The following is an 18,110-nucleotide window of genomic DNA, read 5'->3' on the forward strand; positions in this document are numbered from 1 at the left end:
TGGGCCGGCTCAGTCGAGCGAGCGGTAGTCGCCGAAGGTTTCGGCGTGCAGCCTCTTGCGGGCCCAGGCCGCTGCGTCCGCGGCGGCCGTCACCGCCTCGCGGACCGAGCGGGACAGGGTCTCGCCGGTGCGGTTGTGCAGGGGGCCCTCGATGCGGACGTCGCGGATCGTGCCGTCGGCGGTGACCAGCACCTCGACCGAGCCGTCGGCCGAGCGGACGGTCACCTCGACGGTCTTCACCGCCTTGTCGAACTCGGCGTGCAGGGTCTCGATGCGGCGGTAGCGCTCGACCGCCTCCTCGATCCAAGCCTCGTCGATCTCACGACCCATCGAACTCCCGCCCCATACAACCTCCCTGCGTGACCGTACGGCACCCCCCGAGCACCGCGGAAGACCAATTCCCCGCCTGTGGATAACCCTCGGCGGGGCGGGCGGCAGTGCGGTTCAGCTGCGCATGAAGCGGCACACGTCGAGGCCGCCGAGGTCCTGCTCCATCACCAGTTTGTGGCCGTCCTTGACCAGGCGCAGCGTCTCGTGGCCCTGCTGGTGCTCGGGGGCCACGATGAGGCGCATCTGCTGCCTGCCGGGGTTGGGGTCAGGCTCCAGGCGCCACGTGCCGGGGCCGATCAGGCGCAGGTCGTCGCCGTCGGTCTTGAACTCGCGCACCGAGAGCTTGCCGCCGGCGTCGATGTCCATCTCGCTGCCGCACGTGCTGTGCCAGTGGCCCTCGAGCGCGGCGGGGTCGACCTGGTCGACGGGCTTTCTCCCGCAGCCGGCCAGGAGCCCGACGAGCCCGGTCAGCAGGAGCACTCCGGCGAGTCCGGTCCGGCGCGTCATCAAGGCCTCACTTCCGCATCCCTGGTCGCGACGCCGAGACTAGGGCCGGGGCGGATGCCGGGTCAAACCGCGGCGACGGCGCCGATGTCATTTCGTCAAGTTCGGGCGCGGGCGGCCGATCGGGCCGTTGTGGATCGCCGACTGCGCACCGTCTGGACGACATTTCCGAAATATCGCGGCAAAACGGGCGATGTATGAGCCGGGTGGCCGGCGTGCGCATGCAGGACCGAGCGATGCGTGAGGCCGACACCGCGCCGCCGCCCGGACCCGGGATGTCGTGGACCCGGATCGCGGTCTCGGTGGCCCGGGCCGGAGCGTCGTTGACCAGGACCGGGGCGTCGTTGCCCGGCGCCGAGGTGTCGTTGGCCGGGGCCGCGATGTGGTTGCCCTGCGCCGAGGTGGCGTCGGCCGCGGCCGAGGTGTCGTTGCCCGGCGCCGAGGTGTCGTTGGCCGGGGCCGCGATGTGGTTGCCCTGCGCCGAGGTGGCGTCGGCCGCGGCCGAGGTGTCGTTGGCCGAGGCCGGGGTGTGGATGGCCGGGGCCGAGGTGTCACGCGCCGAGCCTGGGACAACGTCGACGGCACGGGCCCGGGCCGCGATGTCGCCGGTTGGCGCGGGCAAGGCGCGGGCCCGGGCCGCGATGTCGCGGGTTGGCGCGGGCAAGGCGCGGGCCCGGGCCGAGGCGCGCAAGGGTCGCGGTCATGCGTGACGTCCTCGCCGCCGTGCTGAGCCGCGGCGCCCGCGAGGGCCGCAGCACCGCGGTCCTGCTCGTCGGCCTCGACGACCCCGCCCGCGCCGCCCTCGACGGCTTCGGCGAGGTCATGCGCCGCACCGTCCAGCGCGACGACCCGGTCGGCCGCGTCGGGGAGGACTTCGCCGCCGTCCTGCAGGACATCCGCACCGTCGACAACGCCGAGGCCGTCGCCCGCCGCATCGCCGCGGCCGCCCCCGCGCACATCGGGATCGCCGTGGCGGCGCCCGGCGAGTACGAGCCGGACGACCTCCTGCGCCGCGCCGCGCTGGCCCTGGACCGGGCCCGGCAGCGCGCGGACGAGGTGCGCTGGGCGTCGTACGAGCCGGGCCTGACGGGCGGTACGCCGCTGGCGGAGGAGCTGCGGGGCGCGGTCGGGGCGGGGCAGCTGCGCCTGGTGTACCAACCCATCGTCGCCCTTCCCGACGGGGAACTGGCGGGCGTCGAAGCCCTCGTGCGCTGGGCGCACCCGAGCCGCGGCGTGCTCGAGCCCGACGCGTTCGTGCCGCTTGCCGAGCGGATCGGCGTCATCGGCGAGCTCGGGCGCTGGGTGCTCGAGCAGGCCTCGGGGCAGGCCGCGCGCTGGCAGCGAAGGATGCCGGCGCTGCAGCTCAACGTCAACGTCTCGCCGCGGCAGCTCGACGACGACGGGTTCGCGGCGCAGGTGCTGAAGATCCTCGAGCGGACCGGGTTCTTCCCCGGAAACCTCGTGCTCGAGGTGACCGAGGGCGCGGTCATCGGCGAGTCGGCGTCGGTGGCGCAGCTGGCCGTGCTCAGCAACGCCGGGATCCGCATCGCGCTCGACGACTTCGGCACCGGGTACTCCTCGCTGCGCTACCTCGCCCGCCTCCCCGTCGACGCGCTCAAGCTCGACCGCGGGTTCGTCGCCGAGCTCGACGGGACCTCGCGCGGGGGCGCGGTCGCGCAGGCGGTGCTGCGGCTGGGGCAGATCCTGCACCTGGACACCGTGGCCGAGGGGGTCGAGAGCGAGGCTCAGGCCCGGGAGCTGACGCTGCTCGGCTGTCACAAGGCGCAGGGGTACCACTACTCCCGCCCCCTCCCGGCCGCCGACCTGCAGCGCTGGCTGCCGGCCGGCGATCTGTCGCGCTACGAGAACGAGATCTGGGGACCCGAGGTGTGATACTCGACGGGCCATGGGTGACCATCTCCGCCTCCGCGCCGGCGCGGCGCTCGTTGCGGCCGGCGCGGCGGTGGCCGCCGCGACGGTGCTCGCGCCGCTGCCCGCCGCGATCCTGCTGATCCTCGCCGCCGCGCTGGCCGGCGCGCTGCTCGGCTGGCCGGGCGCGCTGCTGGCCCTGCCCCTGCTGTTCTTCGCCGACGGCGCGGCGGCCAAGGTCGCCGTCGTCGTGGCCGGCGCGCTGCCCGTCGCCGCGTTGTACGCCTGGCGCTACCGCGCCGCCCGCGGCCGGCGGATCCGGGCCGCCGCGGCGGCCGAGGAGCGGGCCCGGCTGGCCCGCGAGATGCACGACTCGCTCAGCAAGACCCTCGACGCGATCGCGCTCGGCGCGGCCGCCCTGCCCGACAGCCTCGACGAGCCCGACCGGGCCTCCCGGCTGGCCGCGACGCTCGCCGACGGCAGCCGCGAGGCGGCCCGTGACGCGCGCGGGCTGATCGAGGAGCTGCGCACCAGCCCGGCCGACGCGCCGCTGTCCGACCTCGTCGCCGCGATCAGCCAGGAGTGGTCGGCGCGCACCGGGATCGGCGTGATCCTGCACAGCGCCGGGCTCGACGACGGCGACGGGACCGACCCGACGCCGCAGGCCGGCATCGAGCTGTGCTGGATCCTGCGCGAGGCGCTGCGCAACGTCGCGGCGCACGCGCGGGCCGAGACGGTGGCGGTGACGCTCGGGCGCGACGGCGACGCGATCACGCTCGAGGTCCGCGACGACGGCGACGGGTTCCTGGTGCCGGACAGCCTCGCCCACCTGCAGCGCCAGGGCCACCACGGCATCGTCGGCATGCAGGAGCGGGCGCGGGTCTGCGGCGGGCAGCTCGACGTCTGGTCGCGCCCCGGCGGCGGCACCCGGGTGACGGCGACCGTGCCCGGCGCCGTGGTGGAGGACGCGCGGCGGCCCTCGGGGCGCGTCCGGCTGGCCGCTGCGGTGGCGGCTGCCTTGGTACCACTGGCGGCCGTTCTGATCCTGGAAACGCCCGACGCGCACACGACGCCGCTCGCCGGGCAGGACACCGGCCTGCCCTTCGATCCGCGGGCGACGGCGGGCCCGGCGACGGCGCGGGCCTCCGGGGACGCGTCCGGGCGCTCCCCGTCGGGCGCGGCGACGACCCCGTCCGCGGCCCGCTCCGTGACCGCGCGCCCGTCCACCCCGGCGTCCGGCAGCGCCCCGGCCGTGCCGGGCACCACCTCCACCACGCTGGCCGAGACCCGGCTCTGCCAGGTCATGTACATCAAGCAGAGCGAGTGGGCCAACGGCTTCGTCGTCAACGTGACGCTGACCAACACCGGCGCCGCGCCGCTGCGGGGCTGGTCGATGGCCTTCCAGTACTCGGCCGGCCAGAAGCTCTACAGCTACTGGAACGCGATCGCCTCGCAGGACGGGGCCAACGTCACGGTCACCCCGACGAACGACCGGCCGGTCCTGGACCCCGGCAAGTCGCTGACGTTCGGGCTGCAGGGCACGTGGACGGAGCGCAACCCCAACCCGACCGCCTTCACCGTCAACGGCTCCCCGTGCGGCTGAGCCAGTGCACGATCGCCTCGGTGCGGTTGTTGACCTGCAGCTTGAGGTAGATCTGGCTGACCCGGTTGCGGACCGTCTTCTCGGCGAGGTCGAGCCGGTCGGCGATCGAGCCGTTGGGCTCGCCGGCCGCGAGCAGCTCCATGATGTCCAGCTCGCGGCGGGTCAGCGGCTGGCGGAAGGGGCCCGGCCCGTGCTCCAGCGGCCGGCTCTGCACGTGGTCGACGAGGACCGACAGCGCCGACGGGGACAGCCGGCTGTGCCCGGCCGCCGTGGCGCGCACCGCGTCGTGGAGGTCGGCCCGGGTGTACTGCCCGTCGATCAGGATGCTGCGCGCGCCCGAGCGCAGGGCGGTGAGCACGTCGCCGGGCACGATGCCGTTGGTGACGATCAGGACCGGCGGCCGCGGGGCGGGGGATGCGGCCAGGGCGGCCAGTTCGCGTACCGCTGCGGTCGTGTGCAGCACGATCAGGTCCGCGCCGCCGCCCCCGGCCGCGAGCACCTCGGCGAGCGGGCGCACCTCGACGGCGTCGGCGGCCGGGCGGACGAGCTCGGCCAGCGCGTGCCCGGCCCCGCTGACCACCAGCACCTTCGTCACGGTCGCCACGACACCATGGACTTGCCTGGGGTGCAATCGATTCCGAAACTTCCTGCATGGGTGTGCGGCACGGACGGCTGCTGGCGTTGCTCGCCGAGCGGGGTGAACTCAGCGTGGCCGAGCTCGCGGCGCAGCTGAAGGTCTCCGCGGTCACCGTGCGCGGCGACCTGCGGGCGCTGGTCGCCGCCCGGCGCGTGGTGCGCACGCTTGGCGGCGCGGCGCTGCCGGCCGACGCGGCCGAGCTCGTGCATTCGGGCGACGTCGTTTTCCTCGACGACCTCGTGCCGGTCGCGGCGGGGCTGACCGCGTTCGCCGGCGTGACGGTGTGCACGGCCTCGCTCGCCGTCGCCGACGTACTGCGCCGGGCGCCCGGCATCAACCTGGTGCTCAGCGGCGGCACCTACGACCCCGCGACCGGGCTGCTGCTCGACCCGCTGGCCGGCCCGGCGTTCGCCAACCTGCGGGCCGACGTGGCGATTCTCGGCTGCCACGGGTACGAGCCGGACGGCGCGGTCACCGGTGCGCACCCGGGCGCGGCCGCCCTGTGGCGGCGGATGGCGGGCGCCGCGCGCTGCCGGGCGCTGGTCGTGGCGCGGGGCGCCGAGGGCCGGACGGGGCCGGTGCTGCTGTGCGCGAGCCGCGACGTCGACGTCGTCGTGCGCACCCACTAGTCCTGGGTGCCGCCGGGCCCCGGATTGGGGGTCCAGCGGGCCACGGCGGCCCGCCGGTTGGCCACGCCGAGCTTGGCGAAGATGTGGTTGACGTGGTTCTCCACCGTCTTGGGCGACAGCACCAGCGTCCGGGCGATGTCCGCATTGGACAGTCCGCGGGCGATAAGGTCCATCACCTCGCGCTCCCGGTTGGACAGTCCATAGTGGTCGGTCGGTCGGGGCGCCGCGCGCACCGTGTCCACGAGCACCCGCGCCGCCGACGGCGACAGGTGCGACTCGCCACCGGCGACCGCGCGGACCGCCTGCAGCAGCTCGGCCGGCGCGAACTGGCCGTGCACGAGGAACCCGTGGGCGCCGGCCCGGACCGCGTCGAGCACGACCCGCTCCTCGACGCTGCGGGTCAGCATGAGCACCCGGCTGTACGCCCCGATGGCCGCCGCCACCGAAAGCCCGTCGCGCAGCGGCATCCGGTGGTCGAGCAGCGTGACGGTCGGGCGGTGCCGGGCGGCCAGCTCCAGCGCCTCGACCCCGTTCGCCGCCTCGGCCACGACGGTCAGGTCGGCGGCGCCGTGGAGGGTCTCGCGCAGTACCGCGCGCACGATGCTGTTGTCGTCCGCGATGAGCACGGTGACCACGCGGGAACCCCCCTCTTCCCGGCCGTGCCATCGATGCCGGCCGCTACTGCGGCCATGTTCGCATCCCTGAGGCCGGACGGTGACCGTCCCGCCGCCGGCGGCTCAGGCGTGGCGCTCCTCGTAGGCCTGGCGCGAGCCGCAGACCGACGCCCGGCTGCACGAGCATCGGGAGCCGTCGGCGTCCAGGCGGACGATGACCGAGTCGCGCGGGACGCTGTGCCCGACCACGCGCCCGTCGCCTTCCGGGGTGCTCACCCGCGCCCCGACGGCGGGGGCATTCGCCTGAAATGTCTGATATAGGGGGTGTTCGTACTTCAGGCAGCACATCAGTCGCCCGCACGCCCCGGAGATGCGCAGCGGGTTGAGCGGCAGGTCCTGGTCCTTGGCCATGCGGATGGTGACCGGCTCGAAGTCGTTGAGGAACGTGGCGCAGCACAGGTCGCGCCCGCACGAGCCGATGCCGCCCTGCACGCGCGCGGAGTCGCGGGCGGAGAGCTGGCGCAGCTCCACCCGGCAGTGCAGCGTGGCGCCGAGGTCCCGCACCAGCGAGCGGAAGTCCACCCGATGGGGTGCGGTGAAGTAGATGGTCGTCCGCGCGCCCTGCCCGCCCGTGGAGTCCAGCACGTGGTCTACTGCGACGACCTTCATCGGCAGCTCGTGGTCGCGGATGAGCCGCTTCGCCGCGACCTTGGCCTCGGCCTTGCGCTTGCGCAGCAGCTCGTCGCGGCGCAGGTCGTCGTCGCCGGCCAGCCCGACCAGGCGCGGGAAGCCCTCGGTCTCCTCGGTGACCCACTGGGCGGCCCAGACGCACTCGGCCACCTCGGGCCCGTCGTCGGTCGGCACCAGCACCCGGTCGCCCACCTGCGGCCGCAGGTCACCGGGATCGAAGTAGAACAGCCGTCCGTAGCGATTGAAACTCACCGCGCACAGCATGCCCATGGCGATCACAGTAACGCGGGCCACGTCGCACGCCTATGGCTCGGGCCAGATGATGCGAAAAGGCGGGAAAAGTCCGACTCGCCACTTTTGGTGGACCCCGTACCCATCTCACGCCTTTCGTCGTTACTAGTGCGGATGAGCCCGTAAACCCGGGCGTAACTCCGCCGGGGAAGGCCTCGTTGGGGGCAGCAGTGGCACGCCCTACGGGCTTGCAACCCGCAACTCCCCGGTCTCGGAGGAACCCAAGTCATGACGGCACCAGTAGCTTCCGCGCGCCCAAAAACAGCCCGGTACCTCGTCGCCCTCGCCGCCGCGGGGGTGCTCGGAGCAGTGAGCCCGGTCGCGTTAGCGGCACCCGCGACGGCGGGCGCGGCGGAGAGCTCGGGCTGCCCCGACGGTTTCGGCGCGACCGCGGCGAGCAACACGCTCGCGGTCGGCGGCCTTGACCTGCGCCCCCTCGGCCTCAACCAGCCACCCCTGCCGGAGCTGCGCGCCGCGACCGCGCACTCCGGCTTCGCGGGCGGCCCCGCCCGGGCCGCGGCCGACGCCCGCTACATCCAGAGCAGCGGCGTCCTGCCCCCCGGCCTGATCGGCCCCAGCGCCTACCAGCAGGCCCCGCCCCCGCATCAGGATCCGGCGACCGTACCCGTGGATGGCCTGAACATCGGCGCCCTGGCCACGGGCACGGGCCGCCTGCAGGCCCACGCCACCTGGCAGGACGCGGCCAAGTGCACCGAGGCGGCCGGCCCGCGCGCCACCGCCCAGGCCCGCCTGGCCGGCCTGGCCATCCTCCCGGCCCGCGGCGGCCGCGCGCTGCTGCGCTTCGGCGCCATCGAGGCCGGCACGTCGACGGCCGTCGCCACCCAGAGCGGCAAGGCCGCCGCCTCGGCCACCGCGACCGGCGGCATCGCGGACTTCACCCTGCTCCCCGGCTCGCCGTCGGCGATCGGCGTGAAGGTCCTGAGCGCCCCGTCGCTGACGGTCGCCGCCGGCCCGAAGAAGACCGCGGACTTCAAGGCGCCGGTCCTCGAGGTACGCATCCCCGGCCGCGACGCCCTGCGCATCGACTCGGCCGGCTCCCACGCCGACATCGTGGTCCCGGTCGACGGCGCCGCCCGCAACGCCGCCGAGGACCTGGCCCGCACCGAGAACCTCCCGGTCCTCAGCGGCATCTCCCTGCTGGACCTCCTGGGCGGCGCCACGTCGGCCCTGTCCGGCACGCTGTCCGGCGTCACGGCGATCCCGGAGTCCCTGCTCGACACCCTGCTGCCGGGCCTCCCGGCGGTCGGCCACGGCGAGTCGACGGTCCACGCCCCGGAGGGCTCCCGCGCCCACCCCGCCCGGGTGGTCATCCTCCGCGTCGAGATCGGCACCCTCGCCAAGCAGACCAGCCCCACCGGCCTGTACGCCAAGGCCTACTCGGTCCGCGTGAAGCTGATCGTCCGCACCTCATGGAAGTCGTCGTCCGGCGGCTACGGCGGCGACCAGCCCGACAAGACCACGATCCTGGACCTGGGCATCTGCGCCCTGGAGGCCGCCGCGGCCACCCCGTCGGGCGGCTACGGTTACGGCGGCGCCCCCGGCGGCTACGGCGACGTGAGCGGCGGCGGCGGAACCCTGCCGGTCACGGGCCCGCGGGCCTTCATGATCCTGGGCGCCGGCCTGCTGCTGCTGGTCGCCGGCCGCCTGTTCGTCGTGCTGTCCCGCCGCCGCTCGGCGGCCTGAGAAGCCCCTTCGCCGCCCGTGCAGTTCCTTCGGGAGCTGCCCGGGCGGCGTTTTTCATTCCTCGGCATCCAGCAGCGCAATGAGATCGTCGTAGGAGTCGCCGTCGACAACCCGCCTCGGAAAACGCGTTCTCCCCGATCTGATCGCGAATGTCCACGAGATCTCTGATGTCGTTGACAGCCTGCGGCACGCCGATGGCGAGTCTGATCGACAGTGCCTGGATGAGCAGAGGAGTCGCCGCGGCACTGTCGCTGGTCGCGGTCCGCAGGTTGGCCAGCTGGCTCAAGCTGATCGCGATGCCGGCCTGGTCACCAAGCTTCTCGCTGATAGTGCGGGATTGTTGGTAGCGGCGTTCGGCCTTGGCGTAGTCGCCGCGATCCTGCGCGAGCATGCCTAGCTGGTGGCGAGGCCAGCTTGGTCACCGAGGTTCTCGCTGATAGTGCGGGATTGTCGATAGCGGCGTTCGGATCAACTGACGGACGTCAGAGAAACAAAAAATCGCCCTGGGGGACCCAGTGGCGACGCGGGGGTGATTCGGGGGAGCGGGGCGATCAGCTCGAGGCCGGCCGCCGCCGGACTGTCGCGGCGTACTCCAGAGCCGTCGACGCCAGCCGCTGCGCCCCGATGATGGCCTGCTCCCGCGTGCCGCACATGCCCGACGTGAACTCGATCTGCACGTCGCCGTCGTCGACCAGGAGGATCGGGTCGCCCTCGTCCTCGGTGATGACCGCGTTCAGGAAGCGCAGATCGATCGCGACGATGGGGCTCAGGGGCTCTTCCTCGATCGGCATCTCGGGGCTCCTTCTCGGCCAGGGGGTGTGGCGCCCGCGCGGCTCGCAGCAGTGGAACGGGCGCCACACCCCGGTCTGGGGGGTGGCGCGGGACCGAACCGCCCAGCCCTGTCCCGCGCCTGCCGATATAGTAGCCGAGAGGCCCTAAGGCCAGAAAGAGGCTGGCCGATGGACCTTCGTATGGTCGCCAGCATGATCTCCCGGAGCTCCGGCCTGTCGCTCTATCGACAGGTCGCGGACGCGATTCGGCAACAGATCATCAGTGGGGAGCTCCCACCAGGGAGTTTGCTGCCCTCGGAGAAGTATCTGGCCGAGGAGCACGACGTCGGGCGCGACACAATCCGTGACGCCATGGCTCATCTGCGTAGTGAAGGACTTGTAGAGAGCAAGCGCGGATATCGCAGCCGGGTTCGTTCGCTCCAGCCTCGCGAGCGCGTCTGGTTGCACGCCGGCGAGGTCGTCACCGCGCGCATGCCGACGCCCGCGGAGAAGAAAGAGCACAGCATGATGGAGGGCGTCCCGGTCCTCGTCGTCGGCGACAAGGCGTATCCGGCCGATCGCTACGAGTTCGGCCGCGAGGACTGATTTCCCAGCTCAGGCCGCAGTAACGCGTATCACCCCTTAATAGGTTGATGTCGGCTGCCCTCGGTACCGATGCTTGTGGCAAGCAAGTATCGACCGATGGGGGAGCCGACGAGCGTGTACGAGGACAGCGAGCATGCCGCGATCGGGCGGCAGGTCGGCCGGTTCATCCGGCTGTCCGAGCGGCTCTTCGCGACGCTCAAATGGAACGAGGCCGGTCGCGGCCTTGAGCGCCCCGCCTACGTACTGCTGAGCCGGGTCGCGGTCGACGGACCCTCCCGGCTGTCGACCCTCGCCACCGACGTGAGCCTCGACCTCTCCACGGTCAGCCGGCAGGCCGCCGCGCTGGAGAGCGCCGGGCTGATCCGCCGATTCCAGGACCCGTCCGACAAGCGGGCGAGCCTGGTCGAGGTCACCGACCTCGGGCGCGAGGTCTTCGCCGAGAACCGGGAGCGGTGGCTGGCCATCTGGCAGGAGCTCCTCGCCGACTGGACGCCGCAGCAGCGGCAGCAGTTCGCCGAGCTCTTCACCCGGCTCAACGAGTCGATCGCCGAACGACTTCCTCAGAGTGGCACAACCTTGGAAAGGGACGCCCGATGACCACACAGGCCCGGCCTGTACTCGCCCACAAGCAGATCTTGCTGCTTATGGGCGGCCTGATGACCGGCATGCTGCTGGCCGCGCTTGACCAGACCATCGTGGGCACCGCGCTGCCGACGATCGTCGGCGACCTGGGCGGCCTCGACCACTACTCGTGGGTGGTCACCGCCTACCTGCTCGCCTCGACGGCGTCGACCCCGCTGTACGGCAAGATCAGCGACCTCTACGGCCGCCGACCGGTCCTGCTGTTCGCGATCGCGACGTTCCTGCTCGGCTCGCTGCTGGCCGGCCTCTCGCAGAACATGCCCGAGCTGATCGCCACCCGCGCCCTGCAGGGCATCGGCGCCGGCGGCCTCATGACGCTCGCGTTCACGATCGTCTCGGACGTCGTCGCGCCGCGGGAGCGGGCGCGGTACCAGGGCCTGTTCGGCGCCGTGTTCGGCATCTCCTCGGTCGCCGGCCCGCTGGTCGGCGGCTACTTCGCCGAGCACGACTGGCGCTGGATCTTCTACATCAACGTGCCGCTGGCGATCTTCGCCATGTACGTCTGCGCCCGCGTGCTGCGCCTCGTGCCGCACACCCGCCGCGACCACCGCGTCGACTACGCCGGCGCCGCCCTGATGGTCGCCTGGTCGAGCGCGCTGCTGCTGGCCCTTTCGCTGGGCGGCGGCGACGGCTACGCCTGGGACTCGCCGAAGATCATCGGCCTGTTCGCCGCCTTCGCGGTCCTCGCCGTCGCGTTCGTCTTCGTCGAGGCCCGCGCCGAGGAGCCGATCCTGCCGCTGCGCCTCTTCAAGCGCCCGACGTTCTCGCTGGCCAACGCCTCGACGTTCATCCTGGGCTTCGCGATGTTCGGCTCGATCATCTACGTCCCGCTGTACCTGCAGATCGTCAAGGGCGCCACCCCCACCCGCTCCGGCCTGCTGATGCTGCCGATGATGGCCGGCGTCATCGTGACGTCGATCGTCGCCGGCCGGGTCATCTCCAAGCTGGGCCGCTACAAGTGGTTCCCGGTCGCGGGCACCGTCGTCATGGGCGCCGGCCTGCTGCTGTTCACCAGCCTCCAGGTCGACACCCCGCTGTGGCAGGCGTTCATCTACATGACCATCATCGGCGTCGGCCTGGGCCTGGCGATGCAGCCGCTGATCCTGGCCGTGCAGAACGCGGTCGACCTGCGCGACATGGGCGCCGGCACCTCGGCCGCGACGTTCTTCCGCTCGCTCGGCGGCTCGGTCGGCGTCGCCGCCCTGGGCGCCGTCATGAACAACCAGCTGGCCAAGCAGATGCACGGCGCCGCCGGCGGCGTGTCGATCAACGCCCCGGCCCAGGTCCGCGCGCTGCCCCCGGCCCAGCTGCAGATGGTCGAGCACATCTTCGTCAACGCGCTGCACCCGGTCTTCCTGTCGGCCGCGGTCGTCGCGCTGGTCGGCACGCTGATCACGATCGCGCTGCCGAACAAGGCCCTGCAGGGCGCCGCGCCGTCCGCCCCGGCCGACGGCGAGGAGGCCGCCGCCGAGATGGAGGCCAAGGTCGGCGCGTTCTGATCGCCTGAACAACCAAGGGCCCGGCGCCGCGAGGTGCCGGGCCTTTTTCATGCGCCGAGCTGCCGCGACGTCCGCCGTGGGCGCGGTCCGTGACTCCCGGGCCTGCGGCGTCCGCGCACAGTCGCGCTCCAGAACCCGCCTCGCGCGCCGTGTGACTCCTGGGCCTGCGCGTCCGCGCCCGAGCTGCCGCGACGTCCGCCGTGGGCGCGGTCCGTGACTCCCGGGCCTGCGGCGTCCGCGCACAGTCGCGCTCCAGAACCCGCCTCGCGCGCCGTGTGACTCCTGGGCCTGCGCGTCCGCGCCCGAGCTGCCGCGACGTCCGCCGTGGGCGCGGTCCGTGACTCGCGGGCCTGCGGCGTCCGCGCACAGTCGCGCTCATGCGCCGAGCTGCCGCGACGTCCGCCGTGGGCGCGGTCCGTGACTCCCGGGCCTGCGGCGTCCGCGCACAGTCGCGCTTCAGAAACCGCCTCTCGACACCGTGGCGCCGCCCAAGGAGAACCCGCTTTATCGTGATAAGTCCGAAAAATCCGGCGCCGAAGGTGCCGGATTTTTCGTGCAACAGCGCGACAAGGCTGGTTACTGGCGAGTTAACCACGGGGTTCCAATGTGGCGCAGCGCACATTAGCGTGCTGTCCATGCGCAGCACGATGATGAAGACACCCCTCCTGATCTCTCGCATTCTGCAGCACGGCAGCACCGTCCACGGGGAGTCCGAGGTCTCGACCTGGACCGGCGAGGGCGCGCGCCGCACCAGCTACGCCGAGGTCGGCCGGCAGGCCGCCCAGCTCGCCCACGGCCTGCGCGAGCTGGGCGTCACCGGCGACGAGCGGGTCGGCACGCTCATGTGGAACAACGCCGAGCACCTGGTGGCGTACCTCGCCGTGCCGAGCATGGGCGCCGTCCTGCACACGCTCAACCTCCGGCTGTTCCCCGAGCAGCTGATCTATATCGCCAACCACGCGGAGGACCGGGTCGTCATCGTCGACTCGACGCTGATCCCGCTGCTGGCCGGCGTGCTGCCGCACCTGACGACGGTCCGGCACATCGTGGTCGCCGGTGAAGGTGACACTTCGAAGCTGCAGAAGGACGGGGTCGACGTACACCGCTGGGACGATCTGCTGCAGGGCAAGCCGGACACGTACGACTGGCCCGTGCTAGACGAGGACGACGCGGCGGCGCTGTGCTACACCAGCGGTACCACCGGCAACCCCAAGGGCGTCGCCTACTCCCACCGCTCGATCTACCTCCACTCGATGGAGGTGTGCATGGCGGAGAGCTTCGGCCTCGGCCCGCAGGTCCGCGACCTGTGCATCGTGCCCATGTTCCACGCCATGGCCTGGGGCCTGCCCTACGCCGCGCTCATGAGCGGCGCCTCGTTGGTGATGCCGGACCGCTTCCTGCAGGCCGCGCCGCTGGCCCAGATGATCGCGACCGAAAAGCCGACCTTCGCCGGCGCGGTGCCCACGATCTTCACGGACCTGCTCGCGTACCTCGACGCCAACCCCACCGACACCTCCTCGCTCCGGGAGGTCGTCATCGGCGGCTCGGCCTGCCCGCCGGCGCTCATGCACGCCTACGCCGACCGCTACGGCATCCAGGTCATCCACGCGTGGGGCATGACCGAGATGTCCCCCCTCGGCTCGGTCTCCCGCGCCCCGTACGGCGTCGAGGGCCCGGAGGCGTGGGCGTACCGCTACACCCAGGGCCGCATCCCGGCCGGCGTCGAGGGCCGCATCGTCGGCCCGGCCGGCGAGGTCATGCCGGCCGACGGCAAGGCGGTCGGCGAACTGCAGGTCCGCGGCCCGTGGATCACCGCGCAGTACATCGGCGAGGACGGCCCCGACCCCGACAAGTTCGAGGACGGCTGGCTGCGCACCGGCGACGTCGGCACGCTCACCCCGAACGGGTACCTCACCCTCACCGACCGCGCCAAGGACGTCATCAAGTCCGGCGGCGAGTGGATCAGCTCGGTCGACCTCGAGAACGCGCTGATGGCCCACCCCGCGGTGCTGGAGGCCTGCGTGGTCGGCGTGCCCGACGAGAAGTGGGGCGAGCGACCCCTGGCCACGGTCGTCCTGCGCGAGGGCGCGAGCGCCGACGCCGACACCCTGCGCGAGTTCCTGTCGGAGAAGGTGGCCCGCTGGCAGCTGCCGGAGCGCTGGTCGTTCATCGAGGCGGTTCCGAAGACGAGCGTCGGCAAGTTCGACAAGAAGCGGGTCCGGGCCGACTATGCGGGCGGGGCTTTGGAGGTGGTACAGATCAACGGGTGACCCGCCCGGCAAAGATCGCGCTGCTCATCACGGCCGCCGTCATCGCCTGCGTGGCGGCGGCCTGCGGCGTGGCCACCCAGCTCAAGGACTGGCTGCCCGGCCTGGCCGGCTGCGCGGACCCGACGAAGCCGACCAAGACCGCGGTGTTCACCGAGCCGGCCCGCATCGAGCAGATGTACCCCCGGCTGAAACCCATCCGCTCGGTCCACTGGCAGGAGCGCGAGGCCCGCCCCCGCCAGTGCCCGGAGATCGGCCCGATGGACTACGAGATGAACGGCCTGGTCGTCACCGACCAGGCCACGGCGACGAGCCTCGCCGCGGCGGCGACGCCCGCGAGCGCCCCGGACATCCCCGCCGACCTGCGCCCGTTCGCGCCGCCGGCCCCGCACTGGCTGGACATCGGCGACGGGCTACTGCTCGACCAGGCCGGCGCGACCGTGTACTTCACGCACTTTTCTTCGCCGCGGCCTTCTTCGCCGGCGTCGTCTTCTTCGCGGCCGTCGTCTTCTTCGCCGGCGCCGCCTTCTTCGCCGCGGCCTTCTTGATCGGGGTCGGCTCCGACTCGGCCTCGGCCTCCGGGGCCGCCGCCGGCTCCTCGCCGCGGGCGGCGCGGGCGCGCTCGACCGAGGCGCGCAGGGCGGCCATGAGGTCGACCGCCGCGGCCGGGGCCTCCTCGGCCTCCTCGGGCTGGACGACCTCGCGCCCGGCCACCTTCGCGTCGATGACCTCCTGCAGGGCCTCGCGGTAGTTGTCGGTGTAGGTCGCCGGGTCGAAGTCGGCGGCCATCGACTCGATCAGCGAGCCGGCCATTGCGAGCTCGGCCGGCCGGGCCGTGACGTCCTCGTCGAGGATGTCGAACTTCGCGGCGCGGATCTCGTCGGGCCACAGCATCGTGTTGAGGACCAGCACGTTGTCGCGCACGCGCAGCGTCGCCAGCTGCTCGCGCTGGCGCAGGGCCACCTTGACGATGGCGACCCGCTCGGTGTTGGTGAGCGCGTCGCGCAGCAGCGCGTAGGGCTTGGCGGCCGTCTGCTCGGGCTCGAGGTAGTACGCCTTGTTGTACAGGATCGGGTCGACCTGCTCGGTCGGGACGAACTCCAGCACCTCGATCGCCCGGCTGGTGGTCAGCGGCAGCTCGGCGAAGTCGTCGTCGGTCAGGATGACCATCTCGCCGCCGCCCAGGTCGTAGCCCTTGGCGATGTCGTCGTAGGCGACCTCTTCGCCGTCGATCGAGCAGACCCGCTTGTACTTGATCCGCCCGCCGTCGTCCCGGTGCACCTGGTGGAACCGGATGTCCTTCTCCTCGGTCGCCGAGTACAGCCGCACGGCGATCGAGACCAGCCCGAAGGAGACCGCGCCCTTCCAGATCGCGCGCATGGAGATCCCTTTCCGCAGGATGTGGACCTTCAACCAACAGAATCGCATCGTTTTGACCTGGGCGCGAGGAACTCCAAGGCGAACTATGGTGTGGCTATGGCCGGCCCGCCGTCTCCGATGCTCGCCTCGCCCGGCGTGCTGCCCACCGGGCCGGGCTGGGCGTACGAGTTCAAGTGGGACGGCATCCGCGCCATCGCGGTCGTCGCCGAGGGCCGGACCAGGCTTTTCGCGCGCAGCGGGGCCGAGGTGACGGCCGCCTACCCGGAGCTGGCCACCATCGGGCGCGGGCTCGCCGACTCGGTGCTCGACGGCGAGGTCGTGGCCATGGACGAGGCCGGCCAGCCCTCGTTCCAGGTGCTCGCCGAGCGCATGCACGTGCGCGAGCCCAACCGGGCGGCCCGCCTGGCCGCCACCGTCCCGGTCACCTACCTGGTCTTCGATGCGCTGCGGGCGGAGGGCGAGGAGCTGGTCTCGCTGCCGTACCGCACCCGCCGCCAACGCCTCGAAACCCTGGAGCTGGGGCCCCGCGCGATGGTGCCCCCGTCCTTCGACGACGGCGCGGCGACCGTCGCCGCCAGCCGCGAGAACCGGCTCGAGGGCGTGGTGGCGAAGCGGGCGGACTCGCTGTACCACCAGGGGATCCGGACCACCGACTGGATCAAGGTGAAGCTCGAGGAGAGCCGGGAGTTCGTGGTCGGCGGCTGGCGCCCGGGCAAGCGCGCGCTGGGCGCCCTGCTGGTCGGCGTGCCGAGCGAGACCGGCCTCGCCTACCGCGGCCGCGTCGGCGGCGGCATCTCCGGGGCCGCCGAACGGCAGCTGCTGGCCGCGCTCGAGCCGCTGTCGACGAGCCAGAATCCGTTCGGCGCATCGGTACCCCGGGAGGACGCCCGCGGCGCCGTCTGGGTGGACCCGCACCTCGTCGTCGAGGTGAAGTTCGGCCACCGCACGCGCGACGGCCGGCTGCGCTTCCCGCGCTTCCTGCGCATCCGCCCGGACCTCACGCCGGAGGAGGTCAGCGATGCCTGACCGGCTGCGAGTGGAGGTCGACGGCCGCCAGCTGGAGATCTCCAACCTCGACAAGGTGCTGTACCCGCGCGCCGGCTTCACCAAGGCCGAGGTCCTCGACTACTACACGCGCATCGCCCCGACCCTGCTGCCGTACCTGGCCGGCCGCCCGCTGACGCGCACCCGCTACCCCAACGGCGTCGAGGGCAACAGCTTCTTCGAGAAGAACGCGCCCGGCGGCACCCCCGACTGGGTCCGCACCGTGCGCCTGCCGGTCCCCGGCTCGACCAAGAACCGCGAGAAAATCGACTTCATCGTGGTCGAGGAGGTCGCCACGGTCGTGTGGCTGGCCAACCTGGCGGCGCTGGAGCTGCACACCCCGCAGTGGCGCGTCGACGACGAGGGCCGCGCGCTGGACCCCGACCAGCTCGTCGTCGACCTCGACCCGGGCCCGCCGGCCGGCCTGCCCGAGTGCTACGAGGTCGCCCTGCTCATGCGCGAGCGCCTGGCCGAGGACGGCCTGGCGGGCGTGGCCAAGACGTCGGGCAAAAAGGGGATGCAGCTCATCGTGCCGCTCCCGGGCGACGAGCCGGCCGACGAGGTGAGCGCCTACGCGAAGGCCCTGGCCGAGGAGCTGGCCGCCTCCCACCCGCGCCTGATCGTCGCCAAAATGGCGAAGCAGCTGCGCCCCGGCAAGGTCTTCATCGACTGGAGCCAGAACAACGCCTTCAAGACGACGGTCGCGCCGTACTCCCTGCGCGCCGGCGAAACCCCGACGGTGAGCGCCCCGCTGTCCTGGCCCGAGGTCGAGGCGGGAGAACTGACCGCCACGGACCTGACCCCGTCCTATGTCCTGGAGCGCATCGAAACGCTGGGCGATCTCCTGCAAGCTGTCGACTAGGTCGCCGCTTTCGCTTTGGTGATCCGATATGTCCGCCACTTCGTGACGGACATATCGGATTTATCGGTTATATCCGGGTCGATGGTTCGCGCGGGGTGCACATCGCGAGGCGGCAGGTGGTGGGCTGTTGCCAGCGGTCGGCCGCGCGCCGGGACCAAAACAGGCCTGG

General features: G+C 72.4%; 20 protein-coding genes. 12 read left to right on the top strand and 8 right to left on the bottom strand.

Translation table 11 applies throughout. From position 1 onward, the window contains the following. Positions 1-9: 9 nt before the first annotated feature. Both ACQEVU_RS53980 and ACQEVU_RS53985 read right to left on the bottom strand, forming a co-directional pair. On the bottom strand, positions 10-330 hold the full coding sequence (locus ACQEVU_RS53980; RefSeq protein ID WP_433338798.1) for a YbaB/EbfC family nucleoid-associated protein: 321 nt from the start codon (positions 328-330) through the stop codon (positions 10-12). 114 nt (positions 331-444) lie between these two features. Beyond that, positions 445-837, bottom strand: coding sequence for a hypothetical protein (locus tag ACQEVU_RS53985; RefSeq protein WP_433338800.1), 393 nt, complete (start codon positions 835-837; stop codon positions 445-447). Positions 838-1,031: 194 nt separating this feature from the next. On the opposite strand from ACQEVU_RS53985, the gene ACQEVU_RS53990 reads away from it, so the two are divergent. From ACQEVU_RS53990 to ACQEVU_RS54000, 3 genes are read left to right on the top strand one after another with little or no spacing between them, the layout of a single operon-like run. Next, entirely contained in the window at positions 1,032-1,544 is a 513-nt protein-coding gene (locus ACQEVU_RS53990; RefSeq protein ID WP_433338802.1) for a hypothetical protein, read from the top strand. Next, positions 1,537-2,727, top strand: a complete 1,191-nt coding sequence (locus ACQEVU_RS53995; protein WP_433338804.1) for a putative bifunctional diguanylate cyclase/phosphodiesterase — start codon at positions 1,537-1,539, stop codon at positions 2,725-2,727. The genes ACQEVU_RS53990 and ACQEVU_RS53995 overlap by 8 nt, the downstream gene beginning before the upstream one ends. Positions 2,728-2,740: 13 nt before the next feature. Next, positions 2,741-4,306 carry a cellulose binding domain-containing protein gene (locus ACQEVU_RS54000; protein ID WP_433338806.1) on the top strand — a complete coding sequence of 522 codons (1,566 nt, stop codon included), beginning with the start codon at positions 2,741-2,743 and terminating at the stop codon, positions 4,304-4,306. Here ACQEVU_RS54000 and ACQEVU_RS54005 read toward each other — a convergent pair. After that, on the bottom strand, positions 4,284-4,901 hold the full coding sequence (locus ACQEVU_RS54005; RefSeq protein ID WP_433338807.1) for a LuxR C-terminal-related transcriptional regulator: 618 nt from the start codon (positions 4,899-4,901) through the stop codon (positions 4,284-4,286). The genes ACQEVU_RS54000 and ACQEVU_RS54005 overlap by 23 nt on opposite strands. Positions 4,902-4,957: 56 nt before the next feature. Between ACQEVU_RS54005 and ACQEVU_RS54010 the strand changes: the two genes are divergently transcribed. Continuing rightward, positions 4,958-5,572: a DeoR/GlpR family DNA-binding transcription regulator gene (locus ACQEVU_RS54010; protein WP_433338809.1), complete on the top strand. Its 615-nt coding sequence runs from the start codon at positions 4,958-4,960 to the stop codon at positions 5,570-5,572. Here ACQEVU_RS54010 and ACQEVU_RS54015 read toward each other — a convergent pair. After that, the gene (locus tag ACQEVU_RS54015) at positions 5,569-6,207 is read right to left on the bottom strand and encodes a LuxR C-terminal-related transcriptional regulator (RefSeq protein WP_433338811.1); all 639 of its coding nucleotides are present in this window, start codon (positions 6,205-6,207) and stop codon (positions 5,569-5,571) included. The two genes, ACQEVU_RS54010 and ACQEVU_RS54015, sit on opposite strands and share 4 nt — an antisense overlap. Before the next feature lie 102 nt (positions 6,208-6,309). Further along, positions 6,310-7,146, bottom strand: a complete 837-nt coding sequence (locus ACQEVU_RS54020; protein ID WP_433338813.1) for a PSP1 domain-containing protein — start codon at positions 7,144-7,146, stop codon at positions 6,310-6,312. Positions 7,147-7,395: 249 nt separating this feature from the next. On the opposite strand from ACQEVU_RS54020, the gene ACQEVU_RS54025 reads away from it, so the two are divergent. Then, positions 7,396-8,871, top strand: a complete 1,476-nt coding sequence (locus ACQEVU_RS54025) for a hypothetical protein (protein ID WP_433338815.1) — start codon at positions 7,396-7,398, stop codon at positions 8,869-8,871. Here the strand turns inward: ACQEVU_RS54025 and ACQEVU_RS54030 are convergent. Continuing rightward, the gene (locus tag ACQEVU_RS54030) at positions 8,789-9,262 is read right to left on the bottom strand and encodes a tetratricopeptide repeat protein (protein ID WP_433338817.1); all 474 of its coding nucleotides are present in this window, start codon (positions 9,260-9,262) and stop codon (positions 8,789-8,791) included. The genes ACQEVU_RS54025 and ACQEVU_RS54030 overlap by 83 nt on opposite strands. A gap of 160 nt (positions 9,263-9,422) precedes the next feature. Beyond that, positions 9,423-9,662: a hypothetical protein gene (locus tag ACQEVU_RS54035; RefSeq protein WP_433338819.1), complete on the bottom strand. Its 240-nt coding sequence runs from the start codon at positions 9,660-9,662 to the stop codon at positions 9,423-9,425. 192 nt (positions 9,663-9,854) lie between these two features. Here ACQEVU_RS54035 and ACQEVU_RS54040 point away from each other — a divergent pair, with 192 nt between their 5' ends. The 5 genes from ACQEVU_RS54040 (at position 9,855) to ACQEVU_RS54060 (ending at position 15,203) form a co-directional block, all read left to right on the top strand. Then, positions 9,855-10,247, top strand: a complete 393-nt coding sequence (locus ACQEVU_RS54040; protein WP_433338821.1) for a winged helix-turn-helix domain-containing protein — start codon at positions 9,855-9,857, stop codon at positions 10,245-10,247. Positions 10,248-10,343: 96 nt separating this feature from the next. Then, positions 10,344-10,844, top strand: a complete 501-nt coding sequence (locus ACQEVU_RS54045; RefSeq protein WP_433338823.1) for a MarR family winged helix-turn-helix transcriptional regulator — start codon at positions 10,344-10,346, stop codon at positions 10,842-10,844. Continuing rightward, positions 10,841-12,388: an MDR family MFS transporter gene (locus tag ACQEVU_RS54050; RefSeq protein WP_433338825.1), complete on the top strand. Its 1,548-nt coding sequence runs from the start codon at positions 10,841-10,843 to the stop codon at positions 12,386-12,388. Before ACQEVU_RS54045 ends, ACQEVU_RS54050 begins: the two co-directional genes overlap by 4 nt. A 635-nt stretch (positions 12,389-13,023) precedes the next feature. Further along, positions 13,024-14,658 (top strand): fatty acid--CoA ligase, encoded by a 1,635-nt coding sequence (locus ACQEVU_RS54055; RefSeq protein ID WP_433338827.1) that lies wholly within the window; start codon positions 13,024-13,026, stop codon positions 14,656-14,658. Next, entirely contained in the window at positions 14,655-15,203 is a 549-nt protein-coding gene (locus ACQEVU_RS54060; RefSeq protein ID WP_433338829.1) for a hypothetical protein, read from the top strand. Before ACQEVU_RS54055 ends, ACQEVU_RS54060 begins: the two co-directional genes overlap by 4 nt. On the opposite strand, the gene ACQEVU_RS54065 is transcribed toward ACQEVU_RS54060, so the two are convergent. Further along, positions 15,103-16,035, bottom strand: a complete 933-nt coding sequence (locus ACQEVU_RS54065; protein ID WP_433338831.1) for a Ku protein — start codon at positions 16,033-16,035, stop codon at positions 15,103-15,105. The two genes, ACQEVU_RS54060 and ACQEVU_RS54065, sit on opposite strands and share 101 nt — an antisense overlap. Before the next feature lie 96 nt (positions 16,036-16,131). Here ACQEVU_RS54065 and ligD (ACQEVU_RS54070) point away from each other — a divergent pair, with 96 nt between their 5' ends. Next, positions 16,132-17,061, top strand: a complete 930-nt coding sequence (gene ligD / locus ACQEVU_RS54070) for a non-homologous end-joining DNA ligase (RefSeq protein ID WP_433338833.1) — start codon at positions 16,132-16,134, stop codon at positions 17,059-17,061. Further along, on the top strand, positions 17,054-17,941 hold the full coding sequence (ligD, locus tag ACQEVU_RS54075; protein ID WP_433338835.1) for a non-homologous end-joining DNA ligase: 888 nt from the start codon (positions 17,054-17,056) through the stop codon (positions 17,939-17,941). Before ligD (ACQEVU_RS54070) ends, ligD (ACQEVU_RS54075) begins: the two co-directional genes overlap by 8 nt. Positions 17,942-18,110: the final 169 nt, after the last annotated feature.

Source organism: Dactylosporangium sp. CA-139066 (assembly GCF_050936175.1).
In the GTDB taxonomy this organism is placed as follows: domain Bacteria; phylum Actinomycetota; class Actinomycetes; order Mycobacteriales; family Micromonosporaceae; genus Dactylosporangium.